19 protein-coding genes are annotated in these 18765 nt (G+C 62.4%); 15 read left to right on the top strand and 4 right to left on the bottom strand.

The window, feature by feature from the left end; all coding sequences use genetic code 11:
- Positions 1-59: 59 nt before the first annotated feature.
- From ACIP8I_RS04740 to ACIP8I_RS04725, 4 genes are read left to right on the top strand one after another with little or no spacing between them, the layout of a single operon-like run.
- The gene (locus ACIP8I_RS04740; RefSeq protein ID WP_027613020.1) at positions 60-515 is read left to right on the top strand and encodes a (2Fe-2S)-binding protein; all 456 of its coding nucleotides are present in this window, start codon (positions 60-62) and stop codon (positions 513-515) included.
- Positions 515-2767, top strand: a complete 2253-nt coding sequence (locus tag ACIP8I_RS04735; RefSeq protein WP_400759069.1) for a molybdopterin cofactor-binding domain-containing protein — start codon at positions 515-517, stop codon at positions 2765-2767. Before ACIP8I_RS04740 ends, ACIP8I_RS04735 begins: the two co-directional genes overlap by 1 nt.
- Before the next feature lie 17 nt (positions 2768-2784).
- Complete coding sequence (locus tag ACIP8I_RS04730) at positions 2785-4137, top strand: c-type cytochrome (RefSeq protein ID WP_400759067.1); 1353 nt, start codon at positions 2785-2787, stop codon at positions 4135-4137.
- A gap of 11 nt (positions 4138-4148) precedes the next feature.
- Positions 4149-5153, top strand: a complete 1005-nt coding sequence (locus tag ACIP8I_RS04725; protein ID WP_367084214.1) for an XdhC family protein — start codon at positions 4149-4151, stop codon at positions 5151-5153.
- A 39-nt stretch (positions 5154-5192) separates the two neighbouring features.
- Here the strand turns inward: ACIP8I_RS04725 and ACIP8I_RS04720 are convergent, their stop codons facing one another.
- On the bottom strand, positions 5193-5858 hold the full coding sequence (locus tag ACIP8I_RS04720; RefSeq protein ID WP_367084213.1) for a class I SAM-dependent methyltransferase: 666 nt from the start codon (positions 5856-5858) through the stop codon (positions 5193-5195).
- A gap of 111 nt (positions 5859-5969) precedes the next feature.
- Between ACIP8I_RS04720 and ACIP8I_RS04715 the strand changes: the two genes are divergently transcribed.
- Together ACIP8I_RS04715 and ACIP8I_RS04710 are read left to right on the top strand one after the other, a co-directional pair.
- Positions 5970-6608 carry a TetR family transcriptional regulator gene (locus ACIP8I_RS04715; protein WP_400759065.1) on the top strand — a complete coding sequence of 213 codons (639 nt, stop codon included), beginning with the start codon at positions 5970-5972 and terminating at the stop codon, positions 6606-6608.
- A gap of 102 nt (positions 6609-6710) precedes the next feature.
- Positions 6711-7709 carry a zinc-dependent alcohol dehydrogenase family protein gene (locus ACIP8I_RS04710; protein WP_400759063.1) on the top strand — a complete coding sequence of 333 codons (999 nt, stop codon included), beginning with the start codon at positions 6711-6713 and terminating at the stop codon, positions 7707-7709.
- A gap of 113 nt (positions 7710-7822) precedes the next feature.
- Here ACIP8I_RS04710 and ACIP8I_RS04705 read toward each other — a convergent pair whose 3' ends face one another.
- Together ACIP8I_RS04705 and ACIP8I_RS04700 are read right to left on the bottom strand one after the other, a co-directional pair.
- On the bottom strand, positions 7823-8164 hold the full coding sequence (locus tag ACIP8I_RS04705; protein ID WP_400759061.1) for a hypothetical protein: 342 nt from the start codon (positions 8162-8164) through the stop codon (positions 7823-7825).
- Positions 8165-8250: 86 nt separating this feature from the next.
- A complete protein-coding gene (locus tag ACIP8I_RS04700) occupies positions 8251-8895 on the bottom strand; it encodes an ATPase (RefSeq protein ID WP_400759059.1) in 645 nt (214 codons plus the stop codon).
- 170 nt (positions 8896-9065) lie between these two features.
- On the opposite strand from ACIP8I_RS04700, the gene ACIP8I_RS04695 reads away from it, so the two are divergent.
- The 7 genes from ACIP8I_RS04695 (at position 9066) to ACIP8I_RS04665 (ending at position 17191) form a co-directional block, all read left to right on the top strand.
- Positions 9066-9314 carry a hypothetical protein gene (locus ACIP8I_RS04695; RefSeq protein WP_400759057.1) on the top strand — a complete coding sequence of 83 codons (249 nt, stop codon included), beginning with the start codon at positions 9066-9068 and terminating at the stop codon, positions 9312-9314.
- A gap of 55 nt (positions 9315-9369) precedes the next feature.
- Complete coding sequence (locus ACIP8I_RS04690) at positions 9370-10398, top strand: NAD(P)-dependent alcohol dehydrogenase (protein ID WP_367084207.1); 1029 nt, start codon at positions 9370-9372, stop codon at positions 10396-10398.
- A gap of 107 nt (positions 10399-10505) precedes the next feature.
- Complete coding sequence (locus ACIP8I_RS04685) at positions 10506-11663, top strand: GGDEF domain-containing protein (protein ID WP_400759055.1); 1158 nt, start codon at positions 10506-10508, stop codon at positions 11661-11663.
- Positions 11664-11671: 8 nt separating this feature from the next.
- Entirely contained in the window at positions 11672-12166 is a 495-nt protein-coding gene (locus ACIP8I_RS04680; protein WP_400759053.1) for a PaaI family thioesterase, read from the top strand.
- 187 nt (positions 12167-12353) lie between these two features.
- The gene (locus ACIP8I_RS04675) at positions 12354-13226 is read left to right on the top strand and encodes a GyrI-like domain-containing protein (RefSeq protein ID WP_400759052.1); all 873 of its coding nucleotides are present in this window, start codon (positions 12354-12356) and stop codon (positions 13224-13226) included.
- 87 nt (positions 13227-13313) lie between these two features.
- Positions 13314-14858, top strand: a complete 1545-nt coding sequence (locus ACIP8I_RS04670; RefSeq protein WP_400759050.1) for a class I SAM-dependent methyltransferase — start codon at positions 13314-13316, stop codon at positions 14856-14858.
- A 203-nt stretch (positions 14859-15061) separates the two neighbouring features.
- Positions 15062-17191, top strand: a complete 2130-nt coding sequence (locus tag ACIP8I_RS04665) for a TonB-dependent receptor family protein (protein ID WP_400759048.1) — start codon at positions 15062-15064, stop codon at positions 17189-17191.
- A 32-nt stretch (positions 17192-17223) separates the two neighbouring features.
- Here ACIP8I_RS04665 and ACIP8I_RS04660 read toward each other — a convergent pair whose 3' ends face one another.
- Entirely contained in the window at positions 17224-17592 is a 369-nt protein-coding gene (locus ACIP8I_RS04660) for a lysozyme inhibitor LprI family protein (RefSeq protein WP_400759047.1), read from the bottom strand.
- Between the two features lie 41 nt (positions 17593-17633).
- Here ACIP8I_RS04660 and ACIP8I_RS04655 point away from each other — a divergent pair, with 41 nt between their 5' ends.
- Complete coding sequence (locus ACIP8I_RS04655; protein ID WP_400759044.1) at positions 17634-17864, top strand: hypothetical protein; 231 nt, start codon at positions 17634-17636, stop codon at positions 17862-17864.
- Positions 17865-18554: 690 nt separating this feature from the next.
- Positions 18555-18740, top strand: a complete 186-nt coding sequence (locus tag ACIP8I_RS04650; RefSeq protein WP_400759041.1) for a DUF1843 domain-containing protein — start codon at positions 18555-18557, stop codon at positions 18738-18740.
- The last annotated feature ends 25 nt before the right edge of the window (positions 18741-18765 follow it).

Raw genomic sequence — 18765 nt, 5'->3', positions numbered from 1 at the left:
CTCGCAGCGTTTCACCGTTTATAAAAATGCACGTCAACCGATGATCGAGCGGGTGAACCATGGAACTACGAATCAACCAGAAAACCTATCAGGTCGATGCCGACGCCGATACGCCCCTGCTGTGGGTGATCCGCGATGACCTGGGCATGACCGGCACCAAGTACGGCTGTGGACTGGCGCAGTGCGGTGCCTGCTCCGTGCTGGTGGACGGCAACGTGGTGCGCTCGTGCGTCACGCCGGTGGCCGGTGTGGTCGGCCGCGAGGTCACCACCATTGAGGCGATCGAGGCCGATGACGTCGGCAAACGCGTGGTCTCGACCTGGGTTGATCTGCAGGTCGCCCAGTGCGGCTACTGCCAGTCCGGCCAGGTGATGGCTGCCACGGCGCTGCTCAAGCAAAACCCAAAACCGAGTGACGCGCAGATCGAAGCGGCGATGGTCAACTTGTGCCGCTGCGGCACGTACAACGCCATTCATGCCGCCGTGCATGAGCTGGCCGGCAAGGGAGACGCCTGATGAACGTGCGTATCGATCCTGCTCAGGAAGCATCAGCACTGGCCCTGCATGAACCGATCAACGTGTCGCGCAGACGTTTCCTGGCCGGCACCGCCGTCGGCGCACTGGTGCTCGGTTTCGGCCTGCCGCTGGGTGCGACTCGTGTGCAAGCGGCAGTGGCGGCCGCAACTGCCGAGCGCGGCACGCAGGTTCCGGCGTTTCTGGAAATTCGCCCGGACAACCGCGTGCGCCTGCTCTGCCCGTTCATGGAAGGCGGGCAAGGTACGTTCACCGCGATGGCGCAGATCGTCGGTGAAGAACTGGATGCCGACCCGGCGACGTTCCTGGTCGAAGCCGCGCCGCCCGGCGAAGCCTATGTAGTGATGGAAAACGGTATGCGCATCACCGGCGGCAGCATGTCGGTGCGCATGAGTTACCCGGTGATGCGCCGCCTCGGCGCCCTCGCCCGCGCCATGCTGCTGCAGGCCGGTGCGCAGCAGCTTGGGGTGCCGGTCAGCGAACTGACTACCGAACCCGGCAAAGTCGTGCACACCAGTTCGGGCCGCTCGCTGGCCTACGGCGAACTGGCCGAGCACGCCATGGATCTGCCGGTTCCCGATCCGGCCTCGGTGCAACTGCGTGATTCGAGCCAGTTCCGCTGGATCGGCAAACCGGTGAAGCGCGTCGATGCCTACGACAAGTCCACCGGCAAGGCGCTGTACAGCATCGATCTGAAGGTCGACGACATGCTCCACGCCGCCGTTCAGCATGCCCCGCGTTTGGGCATGACCGTGGGCAACTTGCGCAACGAAGAACAGGTCAAGGCGATGAAAGGCGTGCATTCCGTGCATCGCCTGCCGGGGGCCGTGGCGGTGGTCGCCGAGCGTTGGTGGCACGCCAAACGTGCAGTGGAAGCAATACAGGTCGACTGGCAGGAACCCACGGCCGACAGCCAGGTACGCTCGATGCCCGCGGATTTTTCCAGCGACGCCTGGCTCAAGCGCCTGGCTGACGACAAAGGCCCGGCCAGGGATGATGAAAATGAGGGCGACGTGGCTGCAGTTCTGGCCAGCGCCAAGACCCGGATTGACGCCACTTACCACAACCAGTACCTGAACCACGGCCAGTTGGAGCCGCCGTCGGCGCTGGCCCGATTCAATCCCGACGGTTCGCTGGAGGTATGGCTGCCGAATCAGGCGCCGGACATGTTCCGAGCGGACATCGCCAAACGCACCGGGCTGGACCCGTCGCGCATCACCTTGCATTCGCCATTGCTCGGGGGCTTCTTCGGTCGGCATTTCCTCTACGACGCCGCCAGTCCCTACCCTCAGGCGATCGAGTTATCGAAAGCGGTTGGCCGCCCGGTGAAACTGATCTGGAGCCGCGAGGAAGAGTTCCTGCGCGATGTGCTGCGTCCGGTGGCGGCGGTGAATTTCCGCGCCGCGCTGGACAATGACGGCTGGCCGCTGGCAATCGAAGCAATCAGCGCCACCGAAGGCCCGACCGAGGCGCTGGCCGGCAAACAGGGTGAAAAACTCGACCCGACGGCGCTTGAAGGCTTGTCGGGCAAGTCCTATGCGATCCCCAACAAGCGCATCGCGCAGATTTACGCCAAAGGCCCGGCGATGCTGGGTTACTGGCGTTCGGTGGGCAATTCGCTCAACGACTTCTTCTATGAGTCGTTCCTTGACGAACTGGCCGACAAGGGCGGCAAGGACCCGTTCGAACTGCGCCTGCATCTACTGCGCGACAACCCGCGACTGACCACGTTGCTGCAAGCAGTGGGCGAGCTGTCGGGTGGCTGGAAGCGTGGGCCGTTCACCGCGGCGGACGGCAGCAAACGTGCGCGAGGCGTGGCGATGGCGTCGCCGTTCGGTACCCAGACGGCAGTGATCGCCGAAGTCTCCATCGAGAACGGTCAGGTCAAGGTGCACGACATCTGGCAGGCGATCGACCCCGGCAGCATCGTCAATCCGGCGATTGTCGAAGCGCAGGTCAATGGCGCGGTGGCGCTGGGCCTCTCGCAGACGCTGGTGGAGGAAGCTGTGTGGATTGATGGCAAGCCGCGCGCGCGCAATTACGACTTGTATCCGATTCTGCCACCTTCACGGATGGCCCGGGTCCACGTGCGTGTGGTCGAGAGCGGGGAAAAAATGGGCGGCATCGGTGAACCACCGTTGCCCGCTGTCGCGCCCGCCGTCGCCAATGCGGTGGCAACGCTGACCGGGCAACGGGTGCGCAGCCTGCCCATGAGCCGACACACCTTCAGTTGATCAGCGCCGGAGCGTCCATGAATAACCGCCGATTCGCAAGAACCGCTGGCTGGCTGGCAGTGCCGTGCCTGGTCGCGGCAGGCCTGCTGGCCTGGTATGTCACCCGCGAGCCTGTCTCGCACCTTGAACACAACCAATCCGCCGTGGCCGATATCGACCCGGCGCTGGTTGCGCGTGGCGAATACGTCGCCCGACTCAGCGATTGCGTGGCGTGCCACAGCGTGCCGGGCGGTGCGCCGTTCGCCGGCGGCCTGGAAATGGCCACACCGCTGGGCGCGATCCACGCGACCAACATCACCCCGGAGCCGGAAACCGGCATCGGTCGCTACAGCCTGGCGGACTTCGACCGTGCGGTGCGCCACGGCGTGGCACCCGACAGCCGTCGTCTGTACCCGGCGATGCCCTACCCGTCCTACGCCAAGCTCAGTGACGACGATGTGCGAGCGCTGTACGCGTTCTTCATGAAAGGCGTGGCACCGGTCAAGCAGGCGAATATCCCGAGTGCGATTCCTTTCCCGTTGAACCTGCGCTGGCCGATTGCGTTGTGGAACGGTGTGTTTGCCGATACCGAGCCTTACGTGGCCAAACCGTCGCAGGATGCCGTGTGGAATCGCGGCGCGTATCTCGTTCAAGGCGCAGGACACTGCGGCAGTTGCCATACGCCGCGCGGTCTGGCGTTCAACGAGAAAGCCCTGGATGAATCCGCCACGCCGTACCTCGCCGGCGCCTTGCTCGATGGCTGGTACGCGCCAAGCCTGCGTGATGATCACAACACTGGTCTGGGTCGCTGGAGCGAGCCGCAGATCGTGCAATTCCTCAAGACCGGGCGCAACAAACACGCGGTGGTTTACGGCTCGATGACCGAGGCGTTCAACAACTCCACGCAATTCATGAGCGATGACGATCTGACCGCGATTGCCCGTTATCTCAAGTCATTGCCGGGGGACCGTCAGCGCGACGGCCAGCCATGGCAGTACCAGGCGGTTTCGGCAACGGAACGTCTGGACGCACCCGGTGCTCATACCTACGTCACGCGCTGTGCTTCGTGCCACGGTTTGGACGGCAAGGGCCAATCCGAATGGATGCCGCCGCTGGCCGGCGCCACTTCGGCACTGGCCAAGGAAAGTGCCTCGGCGATCAACATCACCCTCAACGGTTCGCAACGAGTGGTGGCAGCCGGAGTGCCGGACGCCTACCGCATGCCGGCCTTCCGCGAGCAGTTGTCGGATCAAGAGATCGCCGAAGTGCTGAGCTTCATGCGCAGCACCTGGGGCAATCAGGGCGGTGCCGTTGAAGCGCAGGCCGTCAGCAAGCTGCGTGAACGCACGGGTCCGGCCAGCAGCAGCCCGATCATTCTGCAAATGCGTTAGAGGAACGTTTGATGGAAAGCATCGACTTGCTGGTCCTGCGCACTGCCCGGGACTGGCTCGCCGCCGGAGAGCAAGTATTGCTCGCCACGGTGGCGCGCACATGGGGCTCTTCGCCGCGCCCGACAGGCTCGATGATGGCCTTGCGCAACGACGGGCGCGTGATCGGCAGCGTGTCCGGCGGCTGCATCGAGGACGACCTGATCGATCGCTACACCACCGCCCATGGCGGTAGCGGCCTCAAGGACAGTGCGCCCGAGGTGGTGCGCTACGGCGTCAGCGCCGACGAGGCACATCGTTTCGGTTTGCCCTGTGGCGGCACGCTGGAGTTGATTCTGGAATTCAACCCATCGTGGCAGGTGCTGGACGAACTGCTGGTGCAACTGGATGCCGGGCAACTGGTGCGCCGCTGCCTGGCACTGGACAGCGGTCGCGTCACGCTGGACGCCACGGCAACTCCTGAGCAATTCAGTTTCGACGGCCAACAGATGCTCAATACCTTGGGGCCGGGGTATCGGCTGCTGATGATCGGTGCCGGCGCGCTGGCCGAGTACCTGGCGACCATGGCGCTGTTCAACGGCTTCAAGGTCGCGGTGTGCGATCCGCGTGCCGAATACATCGAAACCTGGGCGGTGAACGGCGTGGAGCGGATTATCGGCATGCCCGATGACGTGGTGCGCGACTTCGCGGTCGATCTGCGCACCTGCATCGTCGCCTTGAGTCATGATCCGCGACTCGACGATCTGGCACTGCTCGAAGCCCTGCACAGCCCGGCGTTTTACATTGGCGCCATCGGTTCGCGGCGCAACAGTCAGCTGCGCCGCGAACGTCTGATCGAGCATTTTGGTGAGACCCAGGCGTCACTCGAACGGCTGCACGGGCCGATCGGCATCTACATTGGCAGCAAGACACCGGCGGAGATCGCGGTCAGCGTGATGGCCGAGATTCTGGCCGCGAAGAATGGCGCCCACCTGCCGAAGGCGTTTTCGATTGCCAGCGCCAAGGCGCAGGTAGCCTGACTGGCTGGAACAATAGCGATCTGCAAGGCCTTTCGCGGCTTACGCGTAATCCCCCAGCCGCATCGACAACTCGATGTCATCCGCAAATGGCACCGACAGGTAACCGTTGTGTGGCGCACGCACATGGGCCAGATATTCCGGGCAATAGTTGGTGTTGTCCGCCACCACCAGCGCGCCCGGCTTCAGGTGTTTTTCCACTAGGCTCAACACGTCGCCGTACAACGCCTTGGCCCCATCGAGCAGGAGCAAGTCGACTGACGGCGGCAGGTTGCTGGCGAGCGTGACGAGCGCATCGCCTTCGCGGATTTCCACCAGGTCACTGACGCCGCCCTCGATGAAGTGATGGCGCGCCAGGGCGATTTTCGACGGTTCGAATTCGCTGCCGATCAGTACGCCGCCACCGTTGTCGCGCAGTGCCGCCGCCAGGTGCAGAGTGGACAGGCCGAACGAGGTGCCGAACTCGACAATCGCTTTGGCCCTGGTATTGCGCGCCAGCATGTACAGCAGTTTGCCGGTGTCGCGCGAGACCGGCAGCCACAGGTCCTTGAGCATGGCGTAGAGTTGCAGGTACTCGGTCTTGCTGTGCATCAGGCGCTCGCGCTCCGCGCCCGACACCGTTTCCAGCACCGGGCTGGTGGCGGCGCTGGCCTGGCCGTAGAGGCGTTCGATCAGGCTGGCCAATGGTTCAGAAGTCAGGGTGGTCATGATTGCTTTCCGTCAATGGAGGATTAAGATGCGAGTGATTCGTCGCATTTAAATGATGCGAGTGATTCACTCGATCCGCTATTCGCGTTTCCCCCGAGGCCCGAGCCACCCATGAGCAATCGTCAGACCGCCCGTATTTCCTCGCGTAAACAGCCGCAGCAGGCACGCTCGGCTGACTTGGTCGCGGCGATTCTGCAGGCGGCTATTCAGGTTTTGACCGAACATGGCGCGACCCGATTCACCACCGCACGGGTCGCGGAAAAGGCTGGCGTGAGCATCGGCTCGCTGTACCAGTACTTCCCCAACAAGGCGGCGATCCTGTTTCGTTTACAGAGCGATGAGTGGTTGCACACCACGCAAATGCTGCGGCGAATTCTGGAAGATCAGCAACAGCCGCCACTGACGCGCCTGCGCACACTGGTGCAGGCGTTCATTCGTTCGGAGTGCGAGGAAGCGCAGATGCGCGGTGCGTTGAATGACGCGGCGCCGCTGTATCGCGATGCGCCCGAGGCCCACGAAGTGCATGCTGCAGGACGGCAGATCTTCGCCACGTTCATCCTGCATTTGCTGCCGGAATCCGATGAGCCAACCCGCGTCGCGGCCTGCGATCTGATCCTGACCACGCTCAGTTCGGTGGGCAAAGACTTTTCCGGCACTGCGCGCAGCGACCTGGAGATCACGGCCTTCGCCGATCGGCTGGCGGACATGTTCAGCGCCTACGTAATGACGCTGAATCAACCTTCAATGTGAGTCAGCGACTACGCTGGGTAACGGCGAACCGTATCCGGTCGACAAACCTCCCGCCAGGTTTCACCATGGCCCCTTTCCCTGAAATGACAGCGAGGCGTCGTAATGAGCCAATCCACCATCCGCGCGTTGATCCTTGATGACTATGCTGAAAACAGCTTTCGCGAAGCGCAGATCGAGCGCCCGGTACCGCAAGCCAACGAAGTATTGGTGCGCATCATCGCCAGTGGCGTAAACCCCATCGACTACAAGATCCGCACCGGCAACGCGCCGTACGCGATGCCGGAACTGCCGGCGATTCTCGGTACTGACATGGCCGGGGTGATCGAAGCGGTCGGCGCCGATGTTACCCATCTGGCGGTGGGCGATGAGGTGTTCGGCATGGTCGGTGGCGTGCGCGGCTTGCCCGGTTCGCTGGCCGAGTACCTGGCGGTGGATGCGGATCTGGTGGCACGCAAGCCGAAAAATCTCGACTTCCGTGAGGCCGCTGCGGTGCCACTGGTGTTCCTCACCGCGTGGGAAGGTCTGGTCGACCGCGCGCATGTCAAGGCCGGCCAGAAGGTGCTGGTGCACGGCGGCGCGGGTGGTGTCGGCCACATGGCGGTGCAAATTGCCGCCGCGCTGGGCGCTGAAGTGTTCGCCACGGTCTCGCCGGGCAAACGTTCGATTGTCGAAGGCTACGGCGCCACGGCCATCGACTACCAGAGCGTGCCGGTGGAGCAGTACGTGAATCAGTTCACCGACGGCAAGGGTTTTGACGTGATCTACGACACCGTCGGCGGCCAGAGTCTGGATGACTCGTTCGCGGCGATCCGGCTCTACGGCCACGTCACCAGTTGCGCGGCGTTCGGCACCCACAATCTGGCCACCGGGTCGCTGCGCAGTGCCACGCTGTCGGGGATTTTCGTCCTGCTGCCGATGCTCACCGGTGTCGGGCGCAAGCACCACGCGGAAATCCTCGGTTACGCCACGCGGCTGATCGAAGAAGGCAAGGTCAAGCCGTTGATGCATGCCGATCGCTTCAATCTCAGCCAGGCGCGCCAGGCGCATGACGCGGTGCAACAAGGCAAGGCGATTGGCAAGGTGGTGATCGACGTCGCCTGAAGCGCAAAAACTCCGGCGAAAAAAAGCCCCGCAACCGAATGAGGTGCGGGGCAAAGGATTGGTTGGTTGCGGCCAACCAAAGGAGCTCGGTTAAAACGGTTTGTGCAGCCGGGTCAGATGCAGTCCTGGGCAGCGCGTTCAAAGCTTGAAGGCAGGAAGTTGGAGGCCAGCAAGTGGCGCTCGTAGATGAACACCTTGCCGCCGTTGCCGGCCCTGTAGGCCTCGAGTACGTTGTCGGCCGACACTTTGCTCGGCACCACGATCCGGTAGCTGCGCTGGGTCTGCGAGACGGTCGGGTTCAGCGCGCTCTTCTGCAGCTTCGGCACCACGCAGTCGGCGTATTGCGCCGGGGTCTTGCTGGTGTGCAAGGTCAGCGTCGGGTCGTTCGGTGCGGAGGCGCAACCGGCGAGCAGCAAGGAAGCAACGGCCAGGGTCGGGGCAAACAAAGCACGCATCGGGGTAATCCTGAAAATAAAGGTTCGGTTCAACTGGCAGCGATTCAGCGTCACGGCGCCGCCGCTGCCCTTTTGGTTTTGAGTGTTCAGCTGGAAGCCACCAGTGCCTTGAGCGAGGCATCGAACTGCTTCAAGGCACTGAGTTGCAGGTCACGTTGTTGCTCGATCTGCGCGGCAATCTCGTGCGCCGCTTTGTCGTGTACCCAGGCCGACGGAATCTGTTTCTCCACCGCGCCTTCGGCCTTGCCGATGTACTGCAGGTCGGCATCGTAGAAACGCGCAATGAAGTGCGCTTCGTACAGGCTGTTCTGCTGTGTCAGCAGGCGGTTGAAGGTATCCAGTTTCACCACGATGTCCGGATGCGCCAGAATCAGCGTATCGAGGTTGTCGTAAACGGTCACCGACACGAACTGACGCTGCAACGAGCTGAGCAACCAGTCGATCGCCAGTTCCGGGTCGGAGCTGCTGACAAACGCGGCACGGATTCGCGAATCCAGTGCATCCTTGGCCCCGTGCAGCGCCATATCGTGGTAACGCGTCAGGTATTGCAGGTTTTCCCGGGTGTCTTCGCTGTACAACACACCCACGCTCTGCGAATGCTGCAAAGTCGCGCTGCTGCCGGCGCTGGGCTGAAGATGACAGGCACAAGCGTCTTCGGCGTAAGACGGTGCCGTGGCTACCATGCCGCTCATCAGCAGAGCGGTCAGCGCCAGTCGGGTCAGTGTCTTCATCGCGCAATTTCCTTGAGCTGGGTGTTCAATGAAGGCAATTTTCCGCCTATTGCCTGCAAAGCTGAACTTGCGTTTCGTGATGGTCACTATTACTTCTAGCGATAGTTACCGACGATAAAGTTTGATGCACGCTCATCCCTAATGACTAAAACAACAGTGAGGAAGCCGATTTGAGAACCTTTGACCTGATCCGCGACGCCGTTTTGTCCGACTTTCGCGAGCGGGTGGCCGAATACCTGGTGCAGTACGAAAACGTGTTGCTGGACAAGGACATCACCGACGCGCAGCTCAAACGCGATACCGCCAATCAGTTGCGTGGCTATCTGCGCGGGTTGAACACCACCCGGGTGCTGGGCATGGCTTATTGGGAAGAACTGGATCGGCGGGTCGTCGACACCTGGCTCGCGCCGCAGCGATGACCGACTAGACTTGCCGGGCTGCCAATGTCCCGTCAGTCGAACCGGAGGTGTCCCCATGAGCAACAGCGAACCCGCAACTTTCAACGGCTGGGCCGCCACCGCCGCCGGCGCCCCGTTGGAGCGCTACAGCTACGATCCCGGCCCCTTGGGCGAAGAGGACGTTGAGGTCGCCGTGGAATACTGCGGTGTATGCCACTCCGATCAGTCGCTGATCGATAACGATTGGGGCATCAGCCGCTACCCGTTCGTGCCGGGCCACGAGGTGGTTGGCAAAATCGTGCGCATGGGCCCGCAGGTGCGCGGCCTCGAACTCGGCCAGCGCGTCGGCATCGGCTGGTACAAGGGCAGCTGCATGCACTGCTCGTCCTGCATCAGCGGCTCGCAACAACTGTGCGGCACTGCGCAACCGACCATCATCGGCAGCAACGGCGGTTTCGCCGATCGGGTGCGTTCGCACTGGGCGTGGGCGATTGCGGTGCCCGCCAATCTTGATCCGGCGATGGTCGGCCCGCTGTTCTGCGCCGGTTCCACCGTGTTCAACCCGCTGCTGCAGTTTGGCGTCAAACCCACCGACCGTGTCGGCGTTGTCGGCATCGGCGGCCTCGGTCATCTGGCGCTGCGCTTTCTCAATGCGTGGGGTTGTGAGGTCACCGCGTTTACTTCTTCACTGAACAAGCAGGACGAAGCCAGGCGTCTGGGCGCGCACAACGTCGTGGCCTCGACCGACAGCAGTGCGCTGAAAGCGATTGCCGGCACCCTGGACTTTTTGCTGATCAGCGCCAACGCCGACCTCGACTGGACAGCGATGCTCGCCACCCTGCGCGGCAATGGCCGGCTGCATTTCGTCGGCATCGTGCCCAGCGCGATTCCGGTGCATGTGTTCGATCTGATCCCGCAGCAGAAATCCCTGTCCGCCTCCCCGGTCGGCTCGCCCGGCACCATGGCGACCATGCTCGAATTCTGCGCCCGGCATCAGATTCTGCCGCAGGTCGAGATGTTTCCCATGAGCAAGGTCAACGAGGCGGTCGATCATCTGCGTAGTGGCAAGGCGCGCTACCGCGTGGTGCTGGACGCCAGCCAGTGACGATTGCGTGCGGCGTCTGCCTGCGCAGATGCCGCACCTCCTGCCAAAACGCCCCCAAACGCTTACAATCGCCCGTCTAACCGACCTTCAGACAGGCTCCCCAAGAAATGCCGCTCGACCCACCAACGATGCTGACCATCTCGATCGCTCTCGCAGCTGCTGCCGCGCTGTACCTGGCGGTCGAGTGGCGCAGCATTCGTGAGCCTTCGCTGCTGTTCTGGAGCGCCGGTTTCGCCACGATCACCATCGGCTCTACCCTGGCCTTGCTGCGCAGCAACGGTTTTCTGCTGATCGGCATCTGGTTCGCCAACGGCTTGCTGGTGACCGCGCACTTTCTGTTTCTGCTGGGGGTGGCGCGCTTTACGCAGATCCGCCTGTCACCGGCCTGGTACCTGATCTTCATCTGCTGGCTGGTGATGCTGTTGCTGCCGGACGGGCCGCTGTGGTCGAAAGTCATGCTGGCTGCCAACTCGCTGCTGGTCGCCGCCACGACGCTCAAGGCCAGTCTGCTGTTGCGCCCGCATGGCAAGTCGCTGAGCGTCGGCGCGGTGCAACTGCGCTACGTGTTGCTCGGTCACGGGCTGTTCTATGTGGCCAAGGCCCTGACCGTGATGATCCCGGGCACCCTGATCGACCTGGCCGCGTTCCGTGGCGAAATCATCCAGATCTCGCTGGTCGAGGGCGCGATGGCAATCATGCTGATCGCGCTGTCGATGACCGGCACCGAACGCTATCGGCGCGAAGAGCAGATCGCCCGACTGGCCGCCCGTGATCCGCTGACTGCCCTCTTCAACCGTCGCGCCCTTGAAGTGCGCGCCCCGCGCCTGCTGCGGGAGGTCTGTTCAGAGCAACCCGGAGCGCTGCTGCTGATCGATATCGACAATTTCAAACTGGTCAACGACCACTACGGCCACACGGCCGGCGACCGTTTGCTGGTGGCGTTGAGCGAGATGATCCGCGCCGAGTCTCCCGAGGGTGGGCTGGCCGCGCGTTTGGGCGGTGACGAATTTGTCATTCTGCTGAGCAACGCGCCCAGTGAACAGATCGTCAGACTGGGCGACACCCTGCGCGATCAGTTTCAGCGCATTGCGATCCAGACATTTCCCACTGCCGAGCCGGTGACGCTAAGCATCGGCGCCACCCTGTTCAACAAGCCGCCGGCCAGTCTGGCGGCGCTGATCGAACAAGGCGATGCCGCACTCTACGAATCCAAGCGCGGCGGCCGCAATCGCCTGCGCCTGACCGGGCTCACCACTTCAGGATGATCAGACCCATGAGCCGTTCCGAAACTCCCCTGCAAGACCTCGCCGCCCCCGAAGGCGTCTGCTACGGCTGTGGCGGCCGCAACCCCCATGGCTTGCACGTCAAAAGCTACTGGCACGAGGACGGCGTGCACGTTATGGCCGATCATCTGCCGGACGACAAATACTGCGGCTGGCCGGACCTGGTGTACGGCGGCCTGCTGGCGATGCTGGTCGACTGCCATTCAAACTGGACCGCGATGGCTTACCACTATCGCCACGAACAACGCGAACCAGGCAGCCTGCCGCGCATCGACTGCGTCACCGGCAACCTCGGCCTCAAGTTCATAAAACCCACGCCGATGGGCGTCACCCTGACCTTGCGCGCCAGGGTCGAGGGCGAGGTCGGGCGCAAGACCCGGGTGATCTGCGAGGTGTACGCCGGGGATGTGCTGACGGCAATTGGCGATTCAGTGTTCGTACGCGTCGACACCGGGCAACTGGCGGATGCAGCGCACGGCCGCTGACTCTCCCCTCCCCTGTAGGAGCTGCCGCAGGCTGCGATCTTTTGATTCTGCTTTTGAGGTTCAAAATCAAAAGATCGCAGCCTGCGGCAGCTCCTACAGGTGCGACACTTGAGCAAACCCGGCTAGGCGCATCTGCCCCGAAATCGTCGAGGCTATAGCAGACCGCACTTCCAGGAGTCTTTACCCAGTGTCCGAACTGCCGACCCACTTCGCCTACACCCGACGTTTCAACGCCGTGCTCGCTTACATCGACGCCCATCTCGAGGGCGACCTGTCGGTGAGCACGTTGAGTCAGGTGGCGAACTTTTCGGCGTTTCACTTCCATCGGCAATTCAGCGCGTTCGTTGGCGTGCCGGTGTCGCGCTACGTGCAATTGATGCGCTTGCGCAAGGCAGCCCATCGGCTGGCCGCGCAGCCGGATCATTCGATACTGGACGCCGCGTCTGAAGCCGGTTTCGAGAGCCCGGAAGCCTTCAGCCGCGCATTTCGGCGCGACTTCGGCATGACGCCGAGCGCCTTCAGGAAGCAACCGAACTGGCAGATCTGGAATGCGGTATTCGCCATCCCTCACTTTTCCAGGAGCGTCATCATGCAAACCAGAATCGTCGATTTCCCCAGCGTACGGGTCGCCGCGCTTGAGCACTGCGGCGCGCCGGCGCAGGTTCAACAAAGCGTGCAGACATTCATTGCCTGGCGCATGCATAGCGGGCAGTCGCCCGTGGCCACGAGTCGAACCTTCGGCATTCCCTACAACAACCCCGACACCACAGCGGCGGCGGATTTTCGCTTCGCCATCTGTGGCGAGATTGATGAGCCGGTGGCACCCAATACGTTCGGCGTGGGGGAACTGGTGATTCCCGGGGGGCGTTGCGTGGTGGTGCGGCATGTGGGTTCACCGGATCACATTGGCGAAACCATCTATCCCGTCTACCGTGACTGGCTGCCGGCCAGCGGTGAGGAATTACGTGATCATCCGCTGTTTTTCCATTACCTGAGCGTCTATCCCGAGACCCCACAGGATCAGTGGCAGACAGACGTCTACGTACCTCTGCAATCGTAAGATTCACTTACATGTTTTTCCGCTTGTGGTGCGCAATGCCAACCCCTTATAAGAGCGACTCTCACTCGCGAATTTAAGGATGCACCCATGAGCAATGCCTGGAACGAAGGGTATTTCACCGATGAGGGTTACACCTATTCGTACAGCCGGGAAATCAACCCGGTGTTCCAGCGTTTTTGTTTGTTGTTGCGCGGTTTTGCCACCCTCGAAAGCGCGGGTGGCTACCACTGCGAACTCGGCTTTGGCCAGGGTGTCTCGATCAACATCCACGCCGCCGCCAACCCGGGCAACTACGTCGGCACCGACTTCACGCCGTCACAGGCCGCGCATGCCATGGCGCTGGCGAACGACTGGAACAGCCAGGCCCGCCTGTATGACGACAGCTTCGAGCAACTGCTGGCCCGCGATGATCTGCCGGCGTTCGACAGCATCAGCCTGCATGGCATCTGGTCCTGGGTCAGCCGCGACAATCAGCAACTGATCGTCGAGTTCGCCCGTCGCCACCTCAAGCCCGGAGGCATGTTGTACGTCAGCTACAACTGTTTCCCGGGCTGGTCGCCGTCGGCGCCACTGCGCAATCTGTTCAGCCTGCACAATCGCTTTGCCAGCCAGGCCTCGACCAGCCCGGCCAAACGCATCGATGCTGCGATGGAGTTTTCCGAAACGCTGTTGGCAGCCAATCCGAAGTACGCCAGAACGGCGCCGGCCCTGGGTGCCCAGTTGCAGAGCATCAAGGGCCAGAACCGTCAGTACGTGGCCCATGAGTATTTCAATCGCAACTGGGACTGCATGTATTTCATCGACGTGGTCGATGCCATGACCGCAGCCAAACTCGACTACGCCACCACGGCCGTACCGCTGGACACTGTGGCTGCGCTGAATCTGAGTGCAGAAGGCATGGACTTTCTGCAAGGTATCGAGCACCCGATCATGCGCGAACAGGCGCGCGACTACTTTATCAATCAGAACTTCCGCCGGGATCTGTACGTACGCGGCGCCAATCGGCTGTCTGCCGCCGAGCAGCGCGATGGCCTGCTGAGAAGCCGTTTTGTCCTGTTGCAAGCCATTGAAAGCATTCCCGACACAGTCACAGGTCCTGCGGGCGCCGCTTCGCTGCAAGCGGAGATTTACCGCCCGGTACTCGCAGCGCTCGCCGCCAATGCCTACACCCCGAAAACCTTGCAGCAATTGTCGATGGCCGTCGGCGCCGTTGCTTATGACGACCTGGTGCAAGCTGTCACCGTGCTGATCGGCATGGGCGTCGCCGCCCCGTGCCAGAGTGAATCCGCCGAAAGGCAGGTGCAGGAACGTTGTGACACCCTCAACCTGCAACTGTGCAAGCGCGCCCTGTTCAACAGCAACATTCAGGTACTGGCCAGCCCGGTCACCGGCGGTGGCGTGCCGATCAGCCGCGTACAGCAGCTGTTCCTGATTTCGATCAAGCAAGGCATGACCGACCCGCAAGACTGGGCGCAGTTGGCGTGGGCCGTCATCGGTGATCAGGGCGAAGTGCTGCACAAGGGCGACCAGCCGCTGCTCACGGCCGAAGAAAATCTTGCCGAGATGACCGAACAGGCCCGGGCGTTTGCCCAGACACCGCTGGACATTCTTATGGCGCTGAAGATCGCTTGATCCTGATATATGCCGGACGACTGGCCGCGATCGAAAGCGGCCAGTCGTCTGCCTGTATGGCCCTGACTGCCGCCTCCTGAGCCATCCTGCCCCCGCCTGCCACGCAGCGCCCCGTTAAAAAAGCAAAATTGCCATGTGTTTCCATCGTTCCTTCTTGCGTCGCACTGTTCATTGCCCGTTCCTGTCTGCCTGGAGTTTCTTCGATGCCGTCGCCCAAATCCCTGCCCTCTGCCCTGCTGGGCCTGGCCCTCGCCTGCCCGGTCATGGCCGAGGAACCCAAAAGCATGGAGCTGGGACAGGTGCTGATTTCGGCTGAAGAACAAAGTGGCGCCGACGCCTCTGTGGCCGAGGCCCAATCGCGTCTGGCGCAGGTGCCCGGCGGCAGCAACCTGGTCGACATGCGCCAGCCGTTGCAGGGCCGTGTGGCGAGCAATCAGGATGTGCTGGCGTATCAGCCGGGGGTTTACGCGCAGTCGGCGGGCAACGAAGGGGTGAAGATTTCGATCCGGGGTTCGGGGATCAACCGCGCACCGGGCGCGCACGCTTCGGGGTTGTACACGATGCTCGACGGCCTGCCGCTGACCGGCCCCGGCGGCACGCCCTACGAATTGCTCGAACCGCTGTGGCTTGACCATGTGGAGGTGCTGCGCGGCGCCAACGGCTTTGATCGCGGTGCACTGGCGCTGGGTGGCGCCATCGATTACGTCAGCCACACCGGCTACGACGCGCCGAAATTGCAGGTGCGCTATGCCACCGGCAGCCATGGTTATCAGCAGCGTCAGGTGAGTTCCGGGCAGGTGCTGGGCGACTTCGATTACTACGTGTCGCTGACCGACTCGAACGCCGACGGCTATCAGGATCACACCGCCAGCGAGAGCAAAGGCGTGATCGCCAACTTCGGCTATCGCTTCAATCCGAACCTGGAAACCCGCTTCTATATCCGCTATCGCGAGACCGACAACGACCTCGCCGGCCGCGTAACCAAACACTCGATCGAGCACGACCCACGGGCGGCCAACCCGGCCTACGTGGCGCGCGATGACAGCCGCAAACAACCGGGCAGCACCTTCATCGGCAACAAGACCACCTACTACATCGACGACGATTCGAGCATTCAGACCGGCCTGGTCTATCACGACTACCCGATGGACCTGCGCGAAGGCCCGAACCGTCTGAAAGTGGCCTACACCGACGTCAGCGGCACGTTCGACTACAAGCGCCGCGACACCCTGTTCGGCATGGAAAGCCGCAGCACCGTGGGCCTGCGCACCACCAAGCACCTGCCCAATGACGGCGCCAGTGAATTCGTGCGCATCCCGTCCGGCAACACCGCTGCCTACGCGCCGGGCACGCGCATGCGCAACTTCACCTATCAGGGTTCGGACACCGTTCTGCACGTGGGCAACGACCTGGAAATCGCCGACGACCTGTGGTTGACCACCGGCCTCGCCGCCATTTACACCCGCCGCGAAAGTGCCGTCACCTACCCGCAGGGCGGCGGCAAGACCAGTCTGAACGACTGGGACTACGCGCCGCGTCTGGGCCTGCGCTATCAGGTCACACCGGACCTGCAACTGTTCGGCAACCTCAGCCGTTCGGTCGAGGCACCGCACCCGTGGTCGCTGATCTACAGCTCGAACATCCGCTTCCCGGCCGGCAACGGCGCGGCGACCGGTACCCAGAGCGATCCGATCAAACTGCAGAACCAGACCGCGACCACCCTCGAACTCGGCGGCCGCGGCGACAGCGCGCTCGGCCAGTGGAGCCTGGCGTGGTACTACGCCCAGGTGCGCCACGAATTGCTGTCGGTACTGCCGGACGCCAACGCCGTCACCCCGTACGAACTCAATGCCAGCCCTACCGTGCACCAAGGCGTGGAAGCCAGTTTGCAAAGCACACTGTGGTCGGCTCCCGACGGACGTAAATTGAGCCTGCGCCAGGCCTACACCTTCAGCGACTTCCACTACCGCGACGACCAGCGTTTCGGCGACAACCGCCTGCCCGGCCTGCCGATGCACTACTACCAGGGCGAACTGCGCCACGACTGGCCGCAAGGCTTCTTCGCGGCGTTCAACACGCAACTGGTGTCCAAAGTCGCCGTGGATTACGCCAACAGCTACTACGCCGATCCCTACGCACTGTTCGGCGCCACCGTCGGCTACAACGCGCCGAAAAACGACTGGCAGACCTGGCTCGACCTGCGCAACCTGACCAACAAGCGCTACGCCGCGACGGTCACGCCGGGGTATGACGACAAGGGCCAGGACGCGGCGCGGTCTACGCCGGGTGAAGGGTTGGGGGTTTATGTCGGGGTGTCGTGGAGTTTGCTCTGACGGCATGTCCTGACCAGACAAACGCAGCGGGTTCAAAACGGCCCCTGCGTCATCACCCGCGTCTCGATGATGCTGCGCAGCGCCGCGACCCGCTTCTGATACAGCTCAGTCAAGCAACCGCCCTTCGCGCCACAGGCCTTGCGGCTTTTCAGGAAAGCCTGCTGTTCGCCGATCAGCGCGTCGCGCCCGCCCATCGGCAGCAGGCGTTTGTCGAGGCTGAACAGCTCGCCCATGGTCACGTCCAGATCGTTCAGCGTGCGGTTGGCGCAGACGGCTTTTTCGTCCGCTGTCCGGGCTTTGGCGCAGTCGAAACTGGCGGCGCAGGCCGAATCGGCGGCCAGGCATAATCCGGCGCCGACTAGCGCGCCAATCACCGATGAAATTTCTCGAACTCGTGTCATGTCGTCGTATCCAACGTTGTAAGCCAATGGAGGTATGAAAAATGAAAAACACTGACGACTGCAAGCCTGCAACCCCTCATAACGCGCCTCCGCTCGACGCTGCGGGCAAACCGGTGGATGTGGTTCGCCGCGATCTGCAGGACAGTGACGACGACACCAAAGCAGTAGACGAGGTGTTGACGCCGACCTCGATCCGCACCAAAGAACAAGAGGCCGAGGAACTCAAGCGCAAGACCGATGCGATCGAACGCAAGGTTGCCGACGGCAATTGACTCGCCAGCCACAGGGCAGCGCTGACGAGATATGCCGGGCGGAAGGATTGCTTATTGCCAATCAATCCATCCGGCTTTGCGCTGGCCTTGGCCTTTCTCCCCCTGGAAATATCCTCGTCCGCTCAACGGTTTGTCGCCCTTGAGCGGATACGTCCTGCGAGCCGTCAATCTCTCGCCCACAACCGTTCGGCGCTTTCTCTGGCAAGGCCGCAAATTCGCATCTAGGGTTGCATCGCTGGCGATATGCCAGCCATCCAGCGAATGTCGAATCGGCACTCGCCCGTAGCGGCACCGGAAAAGCAATCAGGGATGGTTTTTGTGCTTGCGGTTCTCCTGCGCTCTTGCCGAGCGCGCTACTGATCCCTGCGTTTCGTTGTGTTCTATCAAGGACAGAAAGATGAACAACGTATCGGTCAATTCTCTGCATCTGCCACTCAGGCAGGCCACACGCGACGCTCCCGACATCCCGCCCGGCGGATTCGGCTGAGAACGCTGGCGCCGGCCCGGGCGTATTGACGCCTGCACTGCGCGCACTGAAACCCGCACTCGATCAGATCCCGACGGATCAGGTAACCCGCTCGTCGAGACAGCGCCTGCCGCTGTTCTTGCTGGTCGCGGCTGCCTGGCTGTCAGGTACGGCGCCCCTTGTCCGCAAGGGGCGGTTTTGCAGCACCGATGAGGAACCTCGCTATGTCCCGTTCAACGGCCAGCATCCCGCCTTACGGGGTCGCCATTCAAAGCGCGATCAAGCAAGGCGATGTGCAGCACATGAAAACGCTGTTGCAGCAACGCGACACCAGCAAACCTGAAGCGCCAGACCTGAAAGACGCGTACGAAAAACGGGCCAGGGAAGTTTCCAGGCACGAAAAGTCCTGAAGCCATCAATCACATTGCAACGGAG

The organism is Pseudomonas sp. NPDC088414 (genome assembly GCF_044753325.1).
GTDB lineage: Bacteria > Pseudomonadota > Gammaproteobacteria > Pseudomonadales > Pseudomonadaceae > Aquipseudomonas.
This window is presented reverse-complemented; position numbering and strand designations above follow the sequence as displayed.